The following is a 20,685-nucleotide window of genomic DNA, read 5'->3' as shown; positions in this document are numbered from 1 at the left end:
ACCCCACACCCTGCCCCCACCAACAAACTTTTTCAGCAGACTCTATCTATACATCCCGAGGATTGAGATGGCTCATTTCCCAAGTCACATAGGTACCGATCGGACTCCAAATCAGGTAGGGTAGGAGTAGGATGCCCGCCCAAGAAGAAACAGGGAAAACCAAGAGCGCCAGAAGACAACCCAAGAAAAAACCCGTACCTCCGATAATCGTTCCCGCTTTGAGACTGCGTAGTTTACAGGTGACGGGAGTATAGGCACTAATAGTCAATTCCACCAACAGATAAAAAGCCATCAAAAACCAGCGATTAGCCGGTTGAGCTTCCCAGACTAAATAAGCAGAAATTGCCCCACAAATATAGATAATTGTCCAGATAAGAGGGATTAATCTTTCAAAGCTTAACCAATCGGGACGACGCAATCGCGCAAACCAACGCACATCGCGAGAATTGAGTAATCCCCCAGCTAACGCTACCAAAAACCCCACGACACCGATAAGCAACCAAGAGGGAATCATCATTTTTAGCTATCCTCCGCTAATTTTGGCTTTGTAACCCGATTCTACGAGAATTTGTAGAATTTTTTGGCGATGATCTCCTTGTATCTCAATGGTATTTTCTTTCACTGTACCACCCGTTCCGCAAGCGGTTTTTAACTGTTTTAATAATTTCGTCAGAGTTTCGGTTTGGCATTGAAAACCTGTAACTATGGTAACGGTTTTTCCCGCACGACCGGAGCGGGAGGTTTGTACTCGCAAATTCTGCTGATTTGGGGGTAATTCAGGAATGGAACGCTCAAAAGCTTGAGGATTACTTTGATCTCCAAATTCCTGATAGGCAATCCGGTTTTTTTCCTTTGATTTACTCATAAGTATCTAAGCACAATTAATTACACATCTAAGCCACTACTCCGTCAGACTTGTGCGGTGGTGAGCAAACAGAGAACTGAAAACTCAAATCCGCTCCCTAATAGCTGTATCCCGTCTCCTATCTCCTATCTCCTGACTCCTGACTCCTGACTCCTGAATCCTGACTACTGATAGCTCTTAATTGGTTGGACTGGCAGCGCATTTGATTAAGTTCAGCTGCCGACATTCGATCGAGATGGCCTAAAATCATATTAACTCGACCTTGGGATTTTAATTTTTCTCGATGTCGTGCCAAAAAATCCCAGTAAAGAAAGTTAAAAGGACAGGCAAACTCCCCGACTCGTTCATTTTTTTTATACAGACAACCCCGACAATAATCACTCATTTTATCAATATAGTTGGCAGAGGAAGCGTAGGGTTTAGAGGCGAGAATTCCCCCATCGGCAAATTGTCCCATTCCCAACACATTAGTCTGCATTACCCAATCGTAGGCATCGATAAAAACACTATGAAACCAGTTTTCAATCTCTTGGGGAGAGCAACCAAAAATTAAGGCAAAATTGCTCAAAATCATTAATCTTTGAATATGATGGGCATAACCAGTATTTTCCACCTGTGATAACACTTGTTTGAGGCAATTCATCTCGGTTTGATTACTATCCCAAAAGAAAGCTGGTAAGGGTTGTTGATGCTCAAACCAATTATGATTAGCGTAATCTTCTCCCAAATAATGATAAATCCCTTGCATATATTCCCGCCATCCCAACACCTGACGGATAAATCCTTCGATGCTATTTAGGGCTAAATTATCTTTTTTATAGGCAATTGCTGCCCCTTGAATCACTTCCAAAGGCGTTAGCAATCCTAGATTCAGATAGGGAGATAATAGGGAATGCCAGAGGGTTTCTTCTCCCGTTACCATCGCATCTTGGTAGGTTCCAAAGTTGGGCAGACAATTAGTAATAAAATGCTCCAAAACCTGTAAAGCTTGTCTGCGGTTTACTGCCCAGCGAAAAGGTTTGATTTTTCCATATTTAGGAATATCTAAAGCTTCCACATCAGCGATAACTTGAAGGGTAATTTTATCGGGTTCAAACCAAAGAGGAGCAGTAGTTTTTAATCCATCTTTGGGAGGTTTGCGGTTTTGTTTATCAAAGTTCCATTGTCCTCCTATGGGTTGATTATTCTCCATTAAAATTTGCCATTTTTTGCGACTTTCTCGATAGAAATCCTCTAGTAATAGTCTTTTACGAGATTTAGCCCAATTATTAAAATCTGTCCTTGTCCAGAGAAAGTGATTATTATCAATTAGGGTTACAGCACAGTCTAAATTGAGATTTTTAATTAATCTAAGAAAGGGCAAATCATTAGGCATCATGATCTGTAATTCTTTAATGCCTAATCGCTTAATCCAAGCAGATAAAATTGGCCCAAAATCTTCAGTAACTTCGTAGGTTACAGACCATCCTAAAGTTTTTAATTCTTCAGCAAAATGACGCATTGCCGACCAGATTAAAACTAATTTTTGCCGATGATAGGGTCTTTGTCGAATATGATTGTGGGATTCAATTAGAATAACCGGTGTTTCCTGTGAATAGGCTTGACGATTAGCTAAGGCCGCTTGTCCTGTCCATAATTGATCCCCTAAAATCCAAATGCCAATGGTCATAATTATCTCATGGCCTCTACTATTCCGCCGTATTTTTTAGCCATAATATCCGCCATTTCCCGAGCAGAAAATTTACTGGCTTTGTCGATGCTGGGGGTAAATGTCCCCGTAGGAGTTAAATAATGGGTAAATACCCCGACTTTTTTGCTAATAATCCACATATTTCTTGAAGTCAAAAATCAAAAAGGGGATGGTAATTATAAATTATGAATTAGGAATTATGAATTAGGAATTGGGGAGATGGGGGAAAAAAGCTGTCTCCTGACTCCTGAATACTGACTCCTATCTCCTGACTCCTGATTAGGTTTTTGTCCTGAGACTTTGGGCGCTTAGATAAAGTTTCGTCCATTCTTTGACCACTTGCGTGCGTTGACAGTTTAATTCGCCAGCGATTTCCTCAAGGGTTTTACCCGCTTTTAAGCCATCGATAACGCTTTTACCCGTGGGAGAAAGGCCAGCATAGTAACTTTGCCATTGACTGAGAGTTAAGCCAAAATTATGCTCTTTGGGGCTGATTTGTAACCATTCACTGATTAATTCTGTCTCTTCCTTGAGGGCAAAAACCTTAATCGCATGATAGCCAACTTTTTCCCGGAGACGATAAATCCGTTCGACGGGAATATTCATCGCTTTGGCGATCGCATCTTGGCTTTGGCCCCCTAGATAGAGGTTAAACCAAGTCACCGCCTCCCGACTAACATTTTCCTCTAGATACTTGGCAAAACTCTCTTGAACTTTTACCCGGAGAATTTGCGCTTCTTGGGAAGTGCGTTGATCTTCGTAGGCAGCGATCGCATTTTGGTCCAGTAAACTTAAGCTAGTTTCCCCCTCATCGTCACTAATTTCATCGGAGAGAATCCGGATCATTTCTTGCCGCGGCACATTAGTGATACCGCTTCTCGATTGACGACGGAGATAATTAACAAAACGATAGGCTAACAGGGGTTGATTGCGGATCGGACGCAGGGCGTATTCCTCCAGGGTGGCTAACAGCAGCTGATCGCGAGTACCTTGATCGTTGGTACAACGAGCGATCCATGCTAACTGGGATTGCAGATAGCGATCACTATTTAACATTTCTTGAATAATTTCTTGCAAGACATCGGCCACCGCTTGCCGACGATCGCGACTTAAGGAAACCCAAGTGCGAATTTTTTGCCGGAGAGTGACACAAGCACCGAGACGATCGATCAGGTTACGATAGGCGCGGGTGGGACTAACTTTCAGATAGCGTTGCCGCAAAATTTGCCAAAGATAGACTAATCCCCGTTTAGCGATTTCTAAATCTCTCTCATCTAAATTTTCCCAACGTTGGCTATCTTCACCGAGTAACCAATTGATAATGGTATCCCGTTGGCGATCGGTTAAGGAATCCTCTGTTTGAGAGAGGCGATCTTGCCATTGTTGCCTTAACTCGTCGATTATTGTCGTCATCGAAAAATTGAGTTCCAAACCCCGTCTTTTGAGGACGGCTTTAGTTTGAATATTAGCGCATTTACACGATATATGCTAAAACCTGAGCCATGGAGAAAGCCGATCGCACCGATTTTACCCAACACCCGACTAGAACGAACTAATCAATTAAGTCTTTTGCCGGATAATGATTTAGGGCGATCTCGAAGAGTTCCGCTTTGCGGTGCGCATTCTTTCCTAGGGTATCCTCCCTGAAAACATGACAATTTCAAGGTTAACCAATATTTGGGAATGCACCCCCCTACCATTTATAATTCGGGAACATTTTCCTGTTCATAATTTTCTATTAATATTCCCAAAATTTCCAATGAACTACCCCGCCGCAAGCGGACGGGGTATCAGAATCAAAATAGACTCAATTGTAGATTTTGGTGTAGCTGCAGGTATTCTTTATCTTGTTCTTTTACATATCTCGCTATCATACCTTCATCCCCATGCTTTCCTACCGTACTTGCGTAATATCCATCACTCCAAAACTCTCCTCCCCACAACTGCTTTTTCACTTGAGGACACTTTTTGAAAATTTCTCTCGCCGTTATACTTTTAATCATTGTCACTATCCTTGTCACACTATAGGTCGGTACTGATTGCACCAGAAAATGCACATGATCTTTATCCACTCCAATTTCTACAAACTTTATCTCGTATCGTTTTTCCATCTCTAGACAGACTTCTTTCAACAAGCTATCTACCTGTTCGTCGAAAACGGCTTTACGATATTTGGCTGGGAACACTAAATGATATAGCAAAACACTTACATTATGGCTCTTATGGATGTATTCACTCATTTTTCTATTGTACGCCGCGAGCGGCGGGGAATTAGACCCGAAGAGATTAAAGAAGCAAGAGGATGATTTTCATTTTCTCCTATTTCATCTATCAAATTATCTAACATAATTACTAATTGTTCATATTCTGATTCATTGCGAGGGATAAAGAGTATTTGCTTTAAGTTTGTCCAAGCTTGCCGTGTTTTCTCTATATCTATCGTCGGCATTTTTTTACTCCTTCCATTTATTTTTGTCCTATTCAGCATGAGTTAAAACTTCTCGAATATAAATTTTTTGTCGCTTGTAATGAATCGCCGCTATGAGTCTAATCTTATTTCCACCTTGGAACCCCCTAAGCTACATCTACATACTCACAGATCGACACTGATTCAGGAACAGTTAATCCATCTTCTTTTAAGCCTTCCAAATGAAAAATTATTGCCTCAGCAATTAATTGTTTAACTTCTTCTAATGTTTCTGCAACCGCAACACATCCGGGAAGATCGGGAACATAAGCACCGTAGCTATTTTCTCCTTTTTCAATAACAACTGCATATCGCATTATATTTTGTCCTCCTCAATTTGAGCTTGTCGCCATATATTTTTAAGAGTCCCAATAGGAACATCAACGCTGGATTTCGACCAACAAAGCAAAGATTTGAGCTATCACCACTACAATAAAATCACTACTCACCCGCAGCAGATAAAGCCATAAGTCCCGAAAATATTGCCCTTAATTAGCCTTAACTTTCTGCCCGACTGTATCGGCAGTGGTAGTAGAAACCATGGCCGCCATAACTTGTTCGGGGGAAACCGTAAAAGGTAAACGATGAATGTCCGAATTCGGCTGACAGGCAATTGCGGCCGCATGGCGCAATTGGGCAAGGGAAACATCTTTTAATCCTAAATCCTCTAGGGATTTCGGTAAACCAATTTGTTCATAAAACTGGATTAGTTGCCCCCGGGCCGATACTGCCAATTGATTGCCCAAAACTATTTCTTCTAGACGCAATTGGGCGAGAATGCCGTAGGCGACTTTTTCCCCGTGCAGGGCATGATGGCAAGCGGGAATATGGGTTAAACCATTATGAATTGCATGGGCGGCCACGGTACGACAATTAGCGCCCCCTAAACCACCAATTACTCCGGCTAATAAAACGCTGGCATCTACCACCTGTTTCCAGTCCTCCCCGCCGATATTTTCCAGGGCTGCCGGGGATTTTTGGAAAAGAATATCCCGCAAAACCCGGGCCTGTTGGACAGCGGCAATGATCAGGGTTTCTGTGCAATGACCGCTACTGACAGAAGCCTCGTACCATTTAGCGATCGCATCGCCAATACCGGCGATTAAGGTTCTTTTCGGGGCAGTTTGGATAATACCGTAATCGAGAATTAATAAATCCGGACAACGGGCTAGGGACAGATCGTAAAGAAACGCCCCTGCGTCAGAATAGACGTTAGATAGGGCTGTCCAAGCGGCACAGGTAGCGGCGGAGGTGGGAATCGTGGCGATCGACAAATGGCACTGATGGGCGAGTAATTTGGCCGTATCGAGGGCTTTGCCGCCACCCACACCGATGATAAAATCTGCCTCATGACTCTTGACAGATGCCTTTAAATATGCTAGGGAATTTTCCGAACAATCGGGGGCGTAACTGTGATAGCTAGGAGTGAGATTTTTCAGGGGAGATGACAAAAAAGCTAAATTGCGATCGCCGCCCACCACCAGGGGACGTTTACCCAAATCCGCTAACTTGCCGGTGGATTCTTCTAGGGCATTGTCACCCCGAATCACTTGTGCGGGGGCGATTAACAGGGGCAAAACAGCGACAGCATTGGACATTTTTTGACAACCTCAAGGATTATTGGCTAATTTTAGCGAAACTTTCGGGAAAAAGCTGTAGTTCAGGAGTATTATCCCCCGGGGCGGAGAAGGATTTTTTAATCTGTCCCAGGTACAAAGGAGCAGATAAACCGGGCTGAGGATGAACGAGAGTGCGAGCGCTAATGATAAATTGATTATTACCGCCAGCACCGGCGCGACCGGAGGAAAACAAGTCACTAGCGGCTTGTTTTAGGGTTGCTTCCACCTGCTCGGGAGTAACAGTATTGGGCAGGGAGATAACAGCTTGATTAGCTCCGTTATCATAGACAAGGGAGAATCTCACCGCTCCCGGAATTTCGGTACGGGTAAATAATCCTAACCCAAGACCGAAAATCCCCACCGTCAACACAGCCATAAAGCTAGTGACACCGACGAGACGAAAGCGGATTCCCCAACCGACGAGAAAAGCGATAATCGTGAGTACCAAAAAAACCAGCGTGGCAATACCAGACCATTGGATGTATTTGGCAAAGTTCAGGGGAATGTCCATATTTTCTATAATACTGATTCTATGAAAACGTTTAGCATAAACCATTGTACCTATCCTGTGGTCGAAACTTTCCATTCTGTCCAGGGCGAAGGCTTTTGGACGGGAAGCAATGCTTTTTTCCTCCGTTTGGGAGGTTGCGATGTCTATTGTCCTTGGTGCGACCAAAAAGAGTCTTGGAATGCCCACCGTTATCCCCAAAAATCCCTGGGGGAATTGGTAGAGATGGCAAAAGGGGCTAACCCCGCTATGGTGGTGATTACCGGGGGTGAACCTTTAATGCACAATCTTGATCCTTTGACCAGGGAATTAAAAAATCGGGGTTTACGGGTACATTTAGAAACTTCTGGCGCTCATCCTTTTACTGGGGTTTTCGATTGGGTGACTTTTTCTCCTAAAACTTATAAAATGCCAGATCCTAGTATTTATGCACGGGTGAATGAGTTAAAAATTGTTGTGGCTAATCCAGAGGATTTAGACTGGGCAGCTATGCAGGAAAGTAAGTTATCGGAAGGGGTGATTAAATATCTGCAACCCGAATGGAATACAGCAGAAAGCAAAGAGTTAGTCTTTAATTATGTTCTTCGGCATCCCCAATGGCGTCTCAGTCTCCAAACCCATAAGTTTTTAGGAGTCCGCTAACTGATAACTGATAACTGATAACTCAGGTTAACTAACTATTTTTCGCCTCTAATTTGGTCAAACGACTTTTAAGTTCCTGATTTTCCTGTTTCATTTTTTCTAATTCCTCGCGAATTTCCTGAATTGCTTTGTCGGAACCTAATTTTTTCTGGACTTTTTGTACTGCTTCCTCCGCTACACGACGAACGCGACCATCGGGAGTTTGATCGCTCAAAGCTTGTAAAATAGCGATAGCTTTGGCATTTTCTATCTGTCCTAAAGCGTTACACACTGCCACTTGTGTCAAGAAAAAAGTTTCCTTGGCAATGGTTTCTAAACGTTCCAAAATTACGGTTAATTTATCCGTGGTTTGTCCCGAAGAAATCGCTCCTAGGGCGCGGATAGCGCCTAATCTCAGGGGTTGAGGTGTGCCTAAAGCCGTGTAGGTCAAAATTGACTCTAAAGCCGCCGGCGAGGTTTTTAACTGGCTTAAACCGCCAATTGCGCCCGCTCTTACTACCTCATTCCACCCCTTTCTTGACTGTAAAATATGATTGAGCAGGTCAATAATTTCCCCTTCTTGATTTTGCAATTGTCCCACGGCCATCGAGCCTAATCCTCGCGCTGTGGCCGCTTCCACATAATAACTAGCGTCTCCAGCTTCTAATCGGGATTTAAGCGCGTTATAACTATCTAAGGTTTTAATTTCACTTAATCCCTCGACCACTGCCCGACGTACTTGGGCTTTTTCGTCGTTTAAACCTTTAATTAAAGCAGTAACTGCCTGATCTAAACCAAGAGTTGCTAACTGTTTGGCCACCTCCACACGCACCCCCCAAAAAGGCTCATTTTCTAGGGATCTCCCCAAAGCTTCGATCGCTTCTAAACCGCCTTTTTTAGCAATGGCTATGGCTGCATAGATACGGGAAATCGGGTCGGGATCCTGTTGTAATTGCGCTTTTAATTCGGCGATGGGATACTCAAGAGTGACGGTTTTGAGGAAATTATTACCCCGATCGAACTTGACAAAATCGGGCTTTTGTGCTAGGGGAAAATAGAAACTTTGTTCTTTTTGGTGAATCCGCAGATTGTAGGTAAGATCCTCAGAGTTGAGATAGGCAAAAGCGACGGGAATTTTCAAGTCGAATAGTTCTTTTTCATCCTGGGTTTGGGTGACAGTTAATTGGGCTAAATTATTCTGATTGTCCCAACTGTAGGCCACCTTATAATCGGGATGACCACCGCGATAAACGTACTGATCAAAGAGAAATAATAAATTGTACCCGGTCGCTTTTTCGATCGCCCGTAATAAGTCCACGGTTTCTACGGTTTTATGGGCCTTATCCCGCACAAAAGTCTGAATCGCTTTTGCGAATAAATCTTCCCCTAAAATAGAGCGGATCATGTGATAAACACAAGCACCTTTTTCGTAGAGATGACGATCATAAAGTTCGATCGCTTCTCGATAAACATGAGTAACAATCGGACGACGATAGCGGGAAGTATCTTCTTCTAAATAACTTCTTGCTTCCCCTAATAAATAATAACTAGCAGCTGCTTTTCCGTATTCCGATTCTGTCCATAAAACCTCAGAATAGGAAGCCATTCCCTCTTTAATCCAAGCGTGAGACCAGTGTTTAATCACCACTAAATCACCGAACCATTGATGAGCTAATTCATGGGCAACTAAGCTTTCTGTCCAAGTATGATCAATGCTGGCTCTTTGATCAATTAAACAGCGATCAGTTAAAATTGTGGTGGAAGTATTTTCCATCCCACCAAAGATAAAATCATCTACACAAACTTGCGCGTATTTGGGATAGGGATAGGGATAACCAAACTTTTGGCTAAAAAACTCGATCATGCGGGGAGTTTTACCCATACTTCTTTGTCCCTCTTCTTCCCGTCCTTTTTCCACATAATAAGTAACGGGAACACCATTCCATGAGTCGCATAATTCAGCAAAATCTCCCACCGCAAGAGTCATTAAATAGGTAGGATGAATTTGCTTTTGTGACCAGTGATAAATTCTGTCCTCACCCACGGGTTCCACTGAGATTAATTCCCCGTTAGAAATAGCGATATAGGGTTGGGGAATTTTTACCCGAATTTCGGAGGTGGCTAATTGGCCAGGGTAATCAAAACAGGGAAACCAAAAGCGAGAATCTTCATCTTCTCCCTGGGTCCAAACTTGCATCGGTTTATCGGGATAATATTCGTCGGTGCCGATAAAATATAATCCCCGTTGTGGTTGGTTAACTTGATAGTTAATCGTCAGGATAATCGGTTTATCGGTGGTGGGTTGTAGCAGATGAATGGTCAGAAGAGAACGATCATAGTCAAAGGGTTGACTGATATCTTCAATGAACACAGAATTAATATTTAGAGCCACCGCATCCAGAGTTAAACTGCTAATTCCCTGACGAATGGGGGTGAGGGTAATCTGACAGCTGCCCTGAAAACTTTGTCGGGGAATATCAATAATTAAATCGAGAAAAATATGATTAACTTGTCCGGGTCGATCGGGGTTATAATGGGGTTTAGCCCCGGGTAACTCAAAGGGTTGACGCTGATTATTTTCCGTGTCGATGGTTAGATGAGACATATTAGCCCTAACTTGCTGATTTTTGTCCGGTAAACTTAAATTAACACGATCGGTCGTCCCTTTCCTTGCTAATAATAATCCCACCCCTATGAATCTCCCCTCCTTTCTCTGGTTATGGAAAATTGCCGCTTGGTCGATGGGATTTACCCTCTTTGCCTATTTTTTACTGGCAGTTTCGGGGGTAAACATGGGTTATCGACGACTTGCGGGCCAATCTCGACCGAAATGGTTAAGACCCTTTCATCTCCTCAGCGGCCTGATCATGGTTGCTTTGGTCTTAATTCTGCTGGGAATCGGATTAGTGGGAACAATCGGTCATTATGGCAGTTTAGGCCACTCTTCCCACCTGATAGCGGGTTTATCAGTGGTTTTTCTGGTTTTTGTTTCGGCAATTACCGGCCTGAACATTACAACCCGTCCACCTCTAGCGCGGTCTCTCCACATCGGCACTAATCTTTTATTGTTTCTTGGTTTTCTTTTTGTTACCCTAACAGGATGGGATGTGGTCCAAAAATATCTACAATAAAAATAGTCGGCGATCGAGTGGAGACTGTTTGATCGAGAAAAACTAGCTAAGTAAGTGGATGTTAAAAATTGTCACATCCCCCCCCCTTATCAAGGGGGAATTAAGGGGGGATCCCCCCGCCTATCGGCACCCCCCCTTATCAAGGGGGGCAGGGGGGATCAAAGACAAAATCTATCTTCAATTTAATTGAAACCACTTACTTATCTCATCCCGAAAAATCGCTTTTTAGTGACAGAATACTCACCCCCAAATCATTATGCAAACCGTCGAATCACAAGCTATTAACACGATGTCAGTGCCAAAAAAAGGGCTACCGGTAACAATTATTACTGGGTTTCTTGGTAGTGGTAAGACTACTCTTCTTAATCATATTCTCAGCAATCAACAGGGGTTAAAAACTGCTGTTCTTGTCAATGAATTCGGTGAAATCGGTATCGATAATGAACTGATTATCAGCAGTGATGACAGCATGGTAGAATTAAATAATGGCTGTATTTGCTGCACGATTAACGAGGATTTAATTCAAGCAGTTTATAAAGTTCTCGAACGTTCCGAAAAAATCGATTATTTAGTCGTAGAAACCACAGGATTAGCCGATCCTTTACCGGTAGCTTTAACCTTTTTAGGGACGGAATTACGCGAAATGACCCGTTTAGATTCCATTGTCACTATGGTGGATTGTGCCAATTTTAGTCTTGATTTATTCAACTCGCAAGCGGCCTTAAGTCAAATCACCTACGGTGATATTATTGTTCTCAATAAAACCGATCTAGTGGATGAAGCAGATGTGGATTCTTTAGAAATAAGAATCCGGGACATGAAGGAAGGATCAAGAATTCTTCGCACTAGCAAAAGTCAAGTCCCTTTACCCTTAATTCTCAGCGTCGGACTATTTGAATCGGATAAATATTTCGACACAGAAGAAGAACACCACGATCATCATCACCACGATCACGATCACGACCATTGCGATCATGATCACGACCATGATCACCACCACGATCACGATCATCACGACCATTCCAATCATTTAGAGGTGGATGGATTTACTTCTATTTCCTTTGCTAGTGACCAACCTTTTTCGATTCGGAAGTTCCAATATTTCCTCGATAATCAGTTACCAGAAAGCGTTTTCCGCGCTAAGGGTATTCTCTGGTTTGATGAAAGTCCTAAACGTCATATTTTCCACCTCAGTGGTAAGCGTTTCACTCTCGAAGATGACGAATGGAAAGGTACTCCCAAAAATCAGCTAGTTCTTATCGGTCAAAATCTCGATCATGAAACTATCAAAGAGCAAATTAATAGTTGTCTCAGTTTACCTGCTGTCAATCGCGGTAAAGGATTTGGGAAATAGATAACCGTCTCTTGCGGGGGTGTTAGCTATAACACCCCCAATTTAGCCGATTATTTATTTTTATTCGGGAACTTTTCCACCTAAAGATTCCACGATCGAGCGAGTATTTTCCCTGAGCATTTTTACATAACTATCCCCCCTAGTACCCACCGCACCGATCGAATCAGAATATAATTGTTGTGGTGCTAATTTCACCCCCGCTTCTTCGGCTACAGTGGTAATTAAAGCGGGATTAATAGTCGTCTCGGCAAAGATAGCAGCAACCTTGAGATTTTTAATAGCATCGGCTAAATTTTTCACCGTTTGGGCGCTAGGTTGTTCTTCCGTACTAATGCCAATTAAAGTTCCCGCTACTTTTAAACCATAGACATGAGCATAATACTGAAAAGCGTCATGAGTGGTGACTAATTGTCTTTGGGAAGGGGGGATAGTTTCAATAGCCGCAGCAATCCAGCGATCAAGATTTTCTAATTCTGCGATTAATTGGGCGGCATTTTGGGTAAAAATCTCTTTATCTTCGGGACTTAATTCAATCAATTGATCTCGGATTTTTTCCACCATGATTATACCATTTTTAGCCGAACCCCAAACGTGGGGATCGGGGACTTTCTGCCCCTCTTTTTCCAATTGTAAAGGCTTGATTGCTTCTCCCACGGCCACTTTTTTCGCCTTAATCCCCGTAGAATTGATCATTTTAATTAACCCCGGTTCGAGATTATAACCGTTATAGAGAATTAAATCAGCTTTTTCTAAAGCCACACTATCGGCGGGAACCGGTTCATAAACGTGGGGATCATCCCCGGGTTTTAAAATGTCTTGATGGTCAATTTCTTCACCGCCCACTCGTGCGGTTAAATCGGCGATAATTGTGCTAGTGGAGATTACCTTGGGTTTTTGGTTATCGGTGGTGTTAACTGAGGGATTACAAGCAACCAATCCCAAAAATAAACAGGATAAAATTAGTTTTTTCATCGGGAAATAGAGATGAGGGTTTAGAGATTAGAGATGGGGGGAAATGGCGTTGATATCTATCTTGATTTTTTTCCTGACTAAAGACTCCTTTTACCATTAAAATAGAGAATAGAGAAGGTGTAAATTCAAAAGATATGGATAACCAAGCCCCGATTAAACTACCGAAAACCAGCGAATCCGACCACCTCAAGCGCATTCGTCACACCACCTCCCATGTTATGGCCATGGCGGTGCAGAAATTATTCCCGCAAGCCCAAGTTACTATCGGGCCTTGGACTGAAACCGGATTTTACTACGATTTTGATGTGCCGGAACCTTTTACCGATAAGGATCTCAAGGACATCAAAAAAGAGATGGTCAAAATTATTAATAAAAAACTGCCGGTAATTCGCGAGCAAGTTTCTCGGGAAGAGGCGGAAAAGCGCATTAAAGCGATTAATGAACCCTATAAGCTGGAAATTCTGGCGGGAATTCAAGAACCCATCACCCTTTATCATCTTGGTGACGCTTGGTGGGATTTGTGCGCCGGTCCGCACCTAGATAATACAAGTGAACTAGACCCGAAAGCGATCGAATTAGAGACGGTAGCGGGTGCTTATTGGCGCGGGGATGAGAATAAAGCCCAATTACAGCGCATTTACGGCACAGCCTGGGAAAATCCCCAACAATTAGCCGAATACAAGCGCCGTAAGGAAGAAGCACTGAAACGGGATCATCGCAAATTAGGCAAAGAATTAGGTTTATTTATTTTCTCTGATTCTGTCGGACCGGGGTTGCCTTTATGGACACCGAAAGGAACTTTAATTCGTTCTTTGTTAGAAGATTTTCTGAAAAAAGAACAGTTAAAACGCGGTTATTTACCCGTAGTTACTCCCCATATTGCTCGCGTCGATTTGTTTAAAATTTCCGGTCACTGGCAAAAGTACAAAGAAGATATGTTTCCCATGATGGCAGACGATGAGGAATCTGCTAGTAAGGAAATAGGATTTGTCCTCAAACCGATGAACTGTCCTTTTCATATTCAAATCTATAAAAGTGATTTGAGATCCTATCGGGAATTGCCGATGCGTTTGGCAGAATTCGGTACAGTTTATCGTTACGAACAATCGGGAGAATTGGGAGGATTAACTAGAGTTCGCGGTTTTACCGTCGATGATTCCCATTTGTTTGTCACTCCCGAACAATTAGACAAGGAATTTTTAAGCGTTGTTGATTTAATTTTGACGGTGTTTAAGAGTTTACAGTTAAAGAATTTTAAGGCGCGATTGAGTTTTCGTGACCCCGAATCGGATAAGTATATCGGTTCCGATGAAGCTTGGGAAAAGGCACAATCGGCGATTAGAAAAGCGGTGCAAACTTTGGGGATGGATTATTTTGAAGCCCCCGGAGAAGCGGCTTTTTATGGTCCGAAATTAGACTTTATTTTCCAAGATGCCCTCGAAAGAGAATGGCAGTTAGGAACGGTACAGGTGGATTATAATTTACCCGAACGTTTTGAATTAGAATACGTTGCCGAAGATGGTAATCGTAAACGTCCAGTGATGATTCATCGCGCACCTTTTGGTTCTTTGGAACGTTTAATCGGTATTTTAATCGAAGAATACGCGGGAGATTTTCCTCTTTGGTTAGCCCCTGTCCAGATACGATTATTACCGGTTAGTGATAGTCAATTGGATTACGCTAAAGAGGTGACAGTGAAAATGCAGTTGTTAGGAATTCGCGCCGAAACCGATACCAGTGGCGAACGTTTGGGTAAAATGATTCGCAATGCTGAAACCGCAAAAATACCCGTGATGGCAGTGGTGGGGGCAAAAGAAATGGAAAGTAATAGTTTAAGTATTCGCACCCGTGCGGCGGGCGATTTAGGGGTAATTAGCGTCGAGGAAGTGGTGGCAAAATTAGAAAGTGCCATCCAAAATCACGGTAATTTTTAAGCGTTTGCTTATCTAATTCTATGGGGACAGAAAATATTTCTGTCCCAGTATTTTTTATCAAGCGAGGAGATTTTTCCTGATTATCCTTTAGGTATCATCATCTTTTTGAAAGGGATTTTCCCCAATCCCCAGTCCTTTTTTGCTCTGTTTTAAGTCTTTCCAGAGGGCTTTAATTTTTTGGTAGGCTTCTAGAGAACTGATTTTGCCCCCCGTTTCCAGATTACAAATAAAACTGACTTTTTGGGCAAATTCCTGTAAATTGGCGTTAAATAGCAAGTTTTCTGGCTTAAATTCCCCATAGTAGGGCGCGCGAGGATAGAGAAAATCCTCCTTGCGGCGATCGGGGAGATTCGGGTTATCATCGTTAGGAGGATTCTGGTTCATAGGGCGATGGCGGGTAATTTTGCGGAATTTCTTTAGATTTTTCGGTAATGGTAATGGGAGATAATATCAGTTGTTGGCTATGATTGAGGATTTAAGTAAAAACTTGGCTGATTTGCCAAAAATTGACACTTAAATCGTGACACTTTTTGGTTATAGGTTAAGATTCGGTCGCAAAATGTTGACAGTTATCTTTAAGTAGCAATTATACATTATTTTTTCTCAACAATCATCTCCCTGATGATCTAAATTTTTTATCTAGGTTGATCGCCAAAATTTGCTGCTGCCGCTATCTGATTAACCATCGATTTTCGTTTATCAATTGCCGAGGATGATAACTATGGAAAAACTCTATGAAGGTAAGGCCAAAATTCTCTATCAAACCGATGATCCCGATATTCTCCTCACTTATTACAAAGACGATGCCACCGCGTTTAATGCCCAAAAACGCGGGCAAATTGTCGGTAAAGGGGAAATTAACTGTACTGTCTCCACTGCCCTATTTCAATGGTTAGAATCCCTAGGAATACCTACCCATTATATTGATCGCCCTAGTTCTAGGGAAATGCGCGTCAAGGCGATTAAAATCATTCCCTTGGAAGTAGTAGTCAGAAATATCGCCGCCGGGAGTTTGTGCAAGCAAACGGGATTAAAGGAGGGGAAAATTTTACCTTTTCCTCTTGTAGAATTTTACCTCAAGGATGATGCTTTGGGCGATCCTTTGTTAACGCCCGATCGCATAAAAGTAATTGATATTGCCAGCGAGGAGCAAGTCAATCAGTTACGAGATTTAGCCCTGCAAATCAATCAATATCTACAGGAATTTTTTGATAAGTGCCAGATTATTCTCGTCGATTTTAAGTTAGAATTTGGAGTTGATAAAACGGGCAAAATTTATCTAGGTGATGAAATTAGCCCCGATACCTGTCGTCTCTGGGATAAAACCCAAGAGGATGCCCAAGCGCGTATTCTCGATAAGGATCGTTTTCGTCGCGATTTAGGAGATGTGGAAACTGCCTATCAACAAGTACAAGCAAGAGTTTTACAACAGATAGAGAGTTTATAACTTTAGGGTGTGTTAGCGAGCGCGTAACGCACCTTAATTGAAATTAGCAATTTAATAATTTATGTCAAGAAGAATTATCGGGTTAACAGGGGGAATAGCCTGTGGTAAATCCACGGTTTCCAATTATTTAGAAAATATCTACAAAATTCCTGTCCTTGATGCGGATATTTATGCCCGGGAAGCAGTGGAAAAAGGTTCGGAAATTTTAGAGAGAATTTTTGCGCGTTATGGCAGAAAAGTTAAAACTGAGGATAATTCCCTTAATCGCCAACAGTTAGGAGAGATTATTTTTAATAATCCCGAGGAAAAAATCTGGTTAGAAAGTCAGATTCATCCCTACGTTAGAGAATGTTTTAAGCGGCATTTAGAGCAGTTAGAAGCCCCGATAGTTGTTTTTTCTATTCCTTTATTATTTGAGGCAAAATTAACCTATTTAGTCACAGAGATTTGGGTGATTTCTTGCAGTTTCGAGCAACAAATTCAACGCTTAATGACTAGAAATAACTTAACCAGAGAACAAGCGATCGCTCGGATTAATAATCAAATGCCTTTAGCCGAAAAAATTGCCTTAGCCGATCTTGTTTTGGACAATTCTGGGGATTTAGAAGCTTTATATACCCAGATCGATCGAGCTATAAGTAGCTGGTTAGAATTAAATTGAAGATAGATCCCCCCTTAATAAGGGGGGTGCCGATAGGCGGGGGGATCCCCCTTGATAAGGGGGGAAACTGATAGTTTTTAACACCTAACTACTTACAATAGGGATTAATTTTAAAACAACCAGGCAAATTTTCCCACCCCGAATTTTACATAGAGAATAATTGCCAAAACCAATAAAAATAGAAAGCCAATAATTAATAAATAGTCTTTATTGGTTAAGATTGATTCCTGTAAAAATGTGCGATCGGGATCACCAGAGAAAGCTTTAGCCTGTAGAACTACTTCTAGTTTTTGCGATTTAGCCATAGCGTTTAAAATTAAAGGTACAGCGATAGAAGCGTAAATTTTTCCTTTTTGCAGCCAACCCATTTTTTCTATTGCTAATCCTCGTAATCTTTGAGCAGAAATAATCGATCGAGATTCTTCTACTAGGAGAGGAAATAAACGCAGGGTAGAGGAAAAAATAAAGACTATTTTGTAAGGAATTCTGGCTTTAGTTAAACTCACCATCATCTGATTTATATCGGTGGTAAAAATAGCGAGGGGAATAATTAAAACCATCGTGAGAGTTTTAAAGATCACATTTAAACCGTAGAGGGTTCCCTCCACAGTCATTTTAGTAGAACCGACAGTTAATAAGGGAGTTAATTCAGTTTTTACCGTTAAAGCTTTTACCTGTTCCACATTAAAAAATCCCATGGTAATTAATAAGAATAGATAAAAAGGAGCCATGAATTTTAAAATGGTGAGGAGATAAGACCATTTTACCCCCGCCCAGAGACAAGCTAAAGCGACAATAAGAGTTAGCAAACCGCCAGCGAGGGGACTTTCCCAAGTAAAAGCGATAAGAGTAACCACGATCATCATGGTTAATTTTGTCCGAAAATCTAGGCGAGTAAAAGGAGAATCTCGATCGACGGTTTGCCAGTTAAATGATTGCATAATTAGGAAAAAAGTTAGTAAGTAGCTAGGTGTTAAAAACTGTCAGATGCCCCCCTTATTAAGGGGAATCCCCCCGCCTATCGGCACCCCCCTTATCAAGGGGGGCAGGGGGGATCGGCACACCCTTATTAAGGGGGGATTAAGGGGGGATATATCTTCAATTTAATTATAACTTTAAGGGAATGAGTTAATTACCCATCCCCATCAATCCACTAGGAAGGGTTAGCAACTCTCTTCATTTGCTCTTGAATTTCAGGGTTATAAATCTGGAGATAATTCCAATAATTACCAAACACCGATTCTATATAACCCTTAGTTTCTCTAAAGGGAATATTCTCAACAAATTCATCGGGATCGCTAAAATCAAAACGCTGTCTCCATTTGGAAACTGCCCCAGGTCCGGCGTTATAACTAGCCACAGCAAAAAGTGAATTTCCAGCGAATTTACCGTGGGTATAATCGAGATACCATGTCCCCATCATAATGTTATCTTCGGGATTAGTTAAAGAATAACTTTTATTGCCAGTATTACCCGCGATATATTTACCCGTATCGGGCATAATTTGCATTAATCCCACTGCCCCCACAGGAGAACGAATTTCTTTTTCAAAGCGGGATTCTTGCCGGATTAAAGCCGTCACTAGCAGGGGATTTAATTGTCTATCTTTTGACCATTGCAGGATGCTATCGTAGTAGGGGAAAGGGAATAAAGCGTGCCAGTATTTATCATTTTGTCGGAGGACTTTCCAGGCTTTCTTTTCCTCCGGGGTATCTCTTTCTCGCAAGCGCCAAATCAGGTTAATTCCTTCTAAATTTTGATTGCGAGAGAGTTTATAGACACCGAGGTTAAATTGTTCGTCAACGCTTAAATTCCAAGGATCAACAATTTCTGCTTGGAAGAGATTCCAAGCGTCCGTATCTTCACCAATTCGATATAATTCCTTGAAAGCTTCCGAACCGGCGGGGGGATCGTTACGAGTGGCGGGTTTGACGGTGGTAGGGTTATAGGAGCGGACAGTGGTAAAATCCCCCACGTCCCAACCTAATAAAACCGCCGAGCGCCAAGCATAATAGGAATGGGGATGACGAGAAATAGTGTAGGTAAAAGCTTGTTTTGCTTCTTGGTTTTTGCCGAGTTTTTGCGCCCATTTTCCCACCCAAAAGGCCGCTTTCGGGGCAGTTTGACTATCGGGATTATTAACCGCAATTGGCTGCGCCCACTGCCACGCCTTGGCGTAATCACCGGATTTAGCGGCTCTTTGGGCCATTAACCAGCGATAATCGGCGGCTTCGTCGGATTTTGGGTATTTATTTAATAAAGTTTGCCATGTTTGACTAGCGGCCTGGGCATTAGTTGAGTTGAGTAATTTGGCTTTCGCCTCCAAAGCTTCCGGAGCGCGATCGGGAAATTGCTTGACAATGCGATCGAGATATGCTATGGCATCGCGGTTAGGAGAAATTTGGGCGAGTCGCAGTAATCCCAAACCGGTTTCTGGGGCCTGGGGATAGGTTTTAATTAATTTTTGGTAGGCGCTGCGAGCTTCTGGCAGTTTTTTGGCAATTTGTAGCCCCCTGGCGTAACGATAGGCTTGTTCGGGGCTAGGAGTGGCTTTAGCGTAGGCTTTATAGGCTTTTTCGTACAATCCCGACTGCCAATAACCCGCCCCAATCATTGCCCAATCCGCCGGAGTTAACTGATTGGCGTAGTCTTTCACCAAACGATCGCGGGCCTGATTGAGGGTAGGATCAAAAGGATTAGCCTTGGCTAACTGCAACCATAGGGGAAATTGATCGGGATTTTCTTGAAGACGTTGGCGAATTAAAGCCAAAGTACGCGGGTGTCGGGGGTATTGCTTGAGCAATTTTTCCTGATAACTGGGGTCGTATTTGCCCAAAGAGTAGTAAGCTTCCGCCACTACGGGCGATTGGGGATAGGTTTTAATTAATTTTTGCCAAATTTCTCGCGCTCTTTCACTATCATTGCTTAATTCGTGGGCGCGTCCCTGTTTGAGGAGAATCTGGGGGGCGAGAACAGGATATTGTTTTTCTAAGCCTTCTAATTGTTTTAAAGCCGGACCCCCTTCATATTTTCTCAATAAATCCATGGCCAGGAGATAGCGGGCGCGACTACGATCTAAAGAGGGTGCGTTGGCATCAGCAACATCTTTTAACTTGACATCTCGCTCGGTTTGTGGTAGGGAAGCGCTATCAACCACGGCAGAGGGTTGGTTAGGAGCTTGGCTAGGAAGTGAGGCACTATTGCGATCGAGCCAAGCGAGAATTTTCGGGTGAAAGAGAAAGAGACTGGTGAGAGTAAAAAGCGCAACCCCAGAACCTAGTCCAAGAATGAGCGGGGTGTGAGGGGGGAATTTCTTAAACATTACCTTAATTCAAGACAGTAACTCAACATACATTATCAGTGATCGTGGTGACAGGTTGTTTGTTTCAATCAGGTTGGGGAAGTGGGGTGTGGGG

General features: G+C 42.6%; 22 protein-coding genes. 6 read left to right on the top strand and 16 right to left on the bottom strand.

Going from position 1 to position 20,685, the window contains the following annotated elements:
- Positions 1–46: 46 nt before the first annotated feature.
- The 11 genes from IQ224_RS12075 to IQ224_RS12025 all read right to left on the bottom strand — a co-directional run bounded on the left by IQ224_RS12075 (position 47) and on the right by IQ224_RS12025 (position 7,197).
- Positions 47–514: a TspO/MBR family protein gene (locus IQ224_RS12075; protein WP_002739978.1), complete on the bottom strand. Its 468-nt coding sequence runs from the start codon at positions 512–514 to the stop codon at positions 47–49.
- Positions 515–523: 9 nt separating this feature from the next.
- The gene (locus tag IQ224_RS12070; RefSeq protein WP_002743692.1) at positions 524–865 is read right to left on the bottom strand and encodes a translation initiation factor; all 342 of its coding nucleotides are present in this window, start codon (positions 863–865) and stop codon (positions 524–526) included.
- Between the two features lie 118 nt (positions 866–983).
- Positions 984–2,534, bottom strand: coding sequence for a cryptochrome/photolyase family protein (locus IQ224_RS12065; protein WP_002743694.1), 1,551 nt, complete (start codon positions 2,532–2,534; stop codon positions 984–986).
- 2 nt (positions 2,535–2,536) lie between these two features.
- Positions 2,537–2,695 carry a hypothetical protein gene (locus tag IQ224_RS12060; RefSeq protein WP_002739601.1) on the bottom strand — a complete coding sequence of 53 codons (159 nt, stop codon included), beginning with the start codon at positions 2,693–2,695 and terminating at the stop codon, positions 2,537–2,539.
- Between the two features lie 139 nt (positions 2,696–2,834).
- Positions 2,835–3,968 carry a HetZ-related protein 2 gene (locus IQ224_RS12055; RefSeq protein ID WP_194032990.1) on the bottom strand — a complete coding sequence of 378 codons (1,134 nt, stop codon included), beginning with the start codon at positions 3,966–3,968 and terminating at the stop codon, positions 2,835–2,837.
- A gap of 383 nt (positions 3,969–4,351) precedes the next feature.
- Positions 4,352–4,795 (bottom strand): IS200/IS605 family transposase, encoded by a 444-nt coding sequence (tnpA, locus tag IQ224_RS12050; protein ID WP_002740761.1) that lies wholly within the window; start codon positions 4,793–4,795, stop codon positions 4,352–4,354.
- A complete protein-coding gene (locus tag IQ224_RS12045) occupies positions 4,792–5,004 on the bottom strand; it encodes a hypothetical protein (protein WP_194032989.1) in 213 nt (70 codons plus the stop codon). The genes tnpA and IQ224_RS12045 overlap by 4 nt, the downstream gene beginning before the upstream one ends.
- A 28-nt stretch (positions 5,005–5,032) precedes the next feature.
- Entirely contained in the window at positions 5,033–5,107 is a 75-nt protein-coding gene (locus IQ224_RS12040; protein ID WP_223210750.1) for a type II toxin-antitoxin system HigB family toxin, read from the bottom strand.
- A gap of 22 nt (positions 5,108–5,129) precedes the next feature.
- A complete protein-coding gene (locus IQ224_RS12035) occupies positions 5,130–5,339 on the bottom strand; it encodes a type II toxin-antitoxin system HicB family antitoxin (RefSeq protein WP_002750184.1) in 210 nt (69 codons plus the stop codon).
- A gap of 171 nt (positions 5,340–5,510) precedes the next feature.
- On the bottom strand, positions 5,511–6,620 hold the full coding sequence (locus tag IQ224_RS12030; RefSeq protein ID WP_194032988.1) for an iron-containing alcohol dehydrogenase family protein: 1,110 nt from the start codon (positions 6,618–6,620) through the stop codon (positions 5,511–5,513).
- Positions 6,621–6,639: 19 nt separating this feature from the next.
- Positions 6,640–7,197: a Ycf51 family protein gene (locus tag IQ224_RS12025; protein WP_080601666.1), complete on the bottom strand. Its 558-nt coding sequence runs from the start codon at positions 7,195–7,197 to the stop codon at positions 6,640–6,642.
- Here IQ224_RS12025 and IQ224_RS12020 point away from each other — a divergent pair.
- A complete protein-coding gene (locus IQ224_RS12020; protein WP_194032987.1) occupies positions 7,174–7,791 on the top strand; it encodes a 7-carboxy-7-deazaguanine synthase QueE in 618 nt (205 codons plus the stop codon). The two genes, IQ224_RS12025 and IQ224_RS12020, sit on opposite strands and share 24 nt — an antisense overlap.
- A 31-nt stretch (positions 7,792–7,822) precedes the next feature.
- Here IQ224_RS12020 and IQ224_RS12015 read toward each other — a convergent pair whose 3' ends face one another.
- Positions 7,823–10,459 carry a M1 family metallopeptidase gene (locus IQ224_RS12015; RefSeq protein WP_194032986.1) on the bottom strand — a complete coding sequence of 879 codons (2,637 nt, stop codon included), beginning with the start codon at positions 10,457–10,459 and terminating at the stop codon, positions 7,823–7,825.
- A gap of 4 nt (positions 10,460–10,463) precedes the next feature.
- Between IQ224_RS12015 and IQ224_RS12010 the strand changes: the two genes are divergently transcribed.
- Together IQ224_RS12010 and IQ224_RS12005 are read left to right on the top strand one after the other, a co-directional pair.
- A complete protein-coding gene (locus tag IQ224_RS12010) occupies positions 10,464–10,901 on the top strand; it encodes a DUF4079 domain-containing protein (RefSeq protein WP_016514615.1) in 438 nt (145 codons plus the stop codon).
- Between the two features lie 256 nt (positions 10,902–11,157).
- Positions 11,158–12,255 (top strand): GTP-binding protein, encoded by a 1,098-nt coding sequence (locus IQ224_RS12005; RefSeq protein ID WP_194032985.1) that lies wholly within the window; start codon positions 11,158–11,160, stop codon positions 12,253–12,255.
- A gap of 60 nt (positions 12,256–12,315) precedes the next feature.
- Here the strand turns inward: IQ224_RS12005 and IQ224_RS12000 are convergent, their stop codons facing one another.
- Complete coding sequence (locus IQ224_RS12000; RefSeq protein ID WP_194032984.1) at positions 12,316–13,227, bottom strand: metal ABC transporter solute-binding protein, Zn/Mn family; 912 nt, start codon at positions 13,225–13,227, stop codon at positions 12,316–12,318.
- A 134-nt stretch (positions 13,228–13,361) separates the two neighbouring features.
- Here IQ224_RS12000 and thrS point away from each other — a divergent pair, with 134 nt between their 5' ends.
- Complete coding sequence (gene thrS, locus IQ224_RS11995) at positions 13,362–15,161, top strand: threonine--tRNA ligase (RefSeq protein ID WP_002743719.1); 1,800 nt, start codon at positions 13,362–13,364, stop codon at positions 15,159–15,161.
- 87 nt (positions 15,162–15,248) lie between these two features.
- On the opposite strand, the gene IQ224_RS11990 is transcribed toward thrS, so the two are convergent.
- Positions 15,249–15,545: a hypothetical protein gene (locus IQ224_RS11990; RefSeq protein WP_002743720.1), complete on the bottom strand. Its 297-nt coding sequence runs from the start codon at positions 15,543–15,545 to the stop codon at positions 15,249–15,251.
- 337 nt (positions 15,546–15,882) lie between these two features.
- Between IQ224_RS11990 and purC the strand changes: the two genes are divergently transcribed.
- Together purC and coaE are read left to right on the top strand one after the other, a co-directional pair.
- On the top strand, positions 15,883–16,608 hold the full coding sequence (gene purC, locus IQ224_RS11985; protein WP_002743721.1) for a phosphoribosylaminoimidazolesuccinocarboxamide synthase: 726 nt from the start codon (positions 15,883–15,885) through the stop codon (positions 16,606–16,608).
- 61 nt (positions 16,609–16,669) lie between these two features.
- A complete protein-coding gene (coaE, locus tag IQ224_RS11980) occupies positions 16,670–17,269 on the top strand; it encodes a dephospho-CoA kinase (protein WP_002743724.1) in 600 nt (199 codons plus the stop codon).
- Between the two features lie 110 nt (positions 17,270–17,379).
- Here coaE and IQ224_RS11975 read toward each other — a convergent pair whose 3' ends face one another.
- Positions 17,380–18,210 carry an energy-coupling factor transporter transmembrane protein EcfT gene (locus IQ224_RS11975; RefSeq protein WP_002743726.1) on the bottom strand — a complete coding sequence of 277 codons (831 nt, stop codon included), beginning with the start codon at positions 18,208–18,210 and terminating at the stop codon, positions 17,380–17,382.
- A 212-nt stretch (positions 18,211–18,422) separates the two neighbouring features.
- Positions 18,423–20,591 carry a transglycosylase SLT domain-containing protein gene (locus tag IQ224_RS11970; protein WP_002743735.1) on the bottom strand — a complete coding sequence of 723 codons (2,169 nt, stop codon included), beginning with the start codon at positions 20,589–20,591 and terminating at the stop codon, positions 18,423–18,425.
- Between the last annotated feature and the right edge of the window lie 94 nt (positions 20,592–20,685).

The organism is Microcystis sp. LEGE 00066, assembly GCF_015207925.1.
In the GTDB taxonomy this organism is placed as follows: domain Bacteria; phylum Cyanobacteriota; class Cyanobacteriia; order Cyanobacteriales; family Microcystaceae; genus Microcystis; species Microcystis ichthyoblabe_A.
The sequence above is the reverse complement of the archived record's forward strand: the minus strand, read 5'-3'. Positions and strand labels throughout refer to the sequence as shown.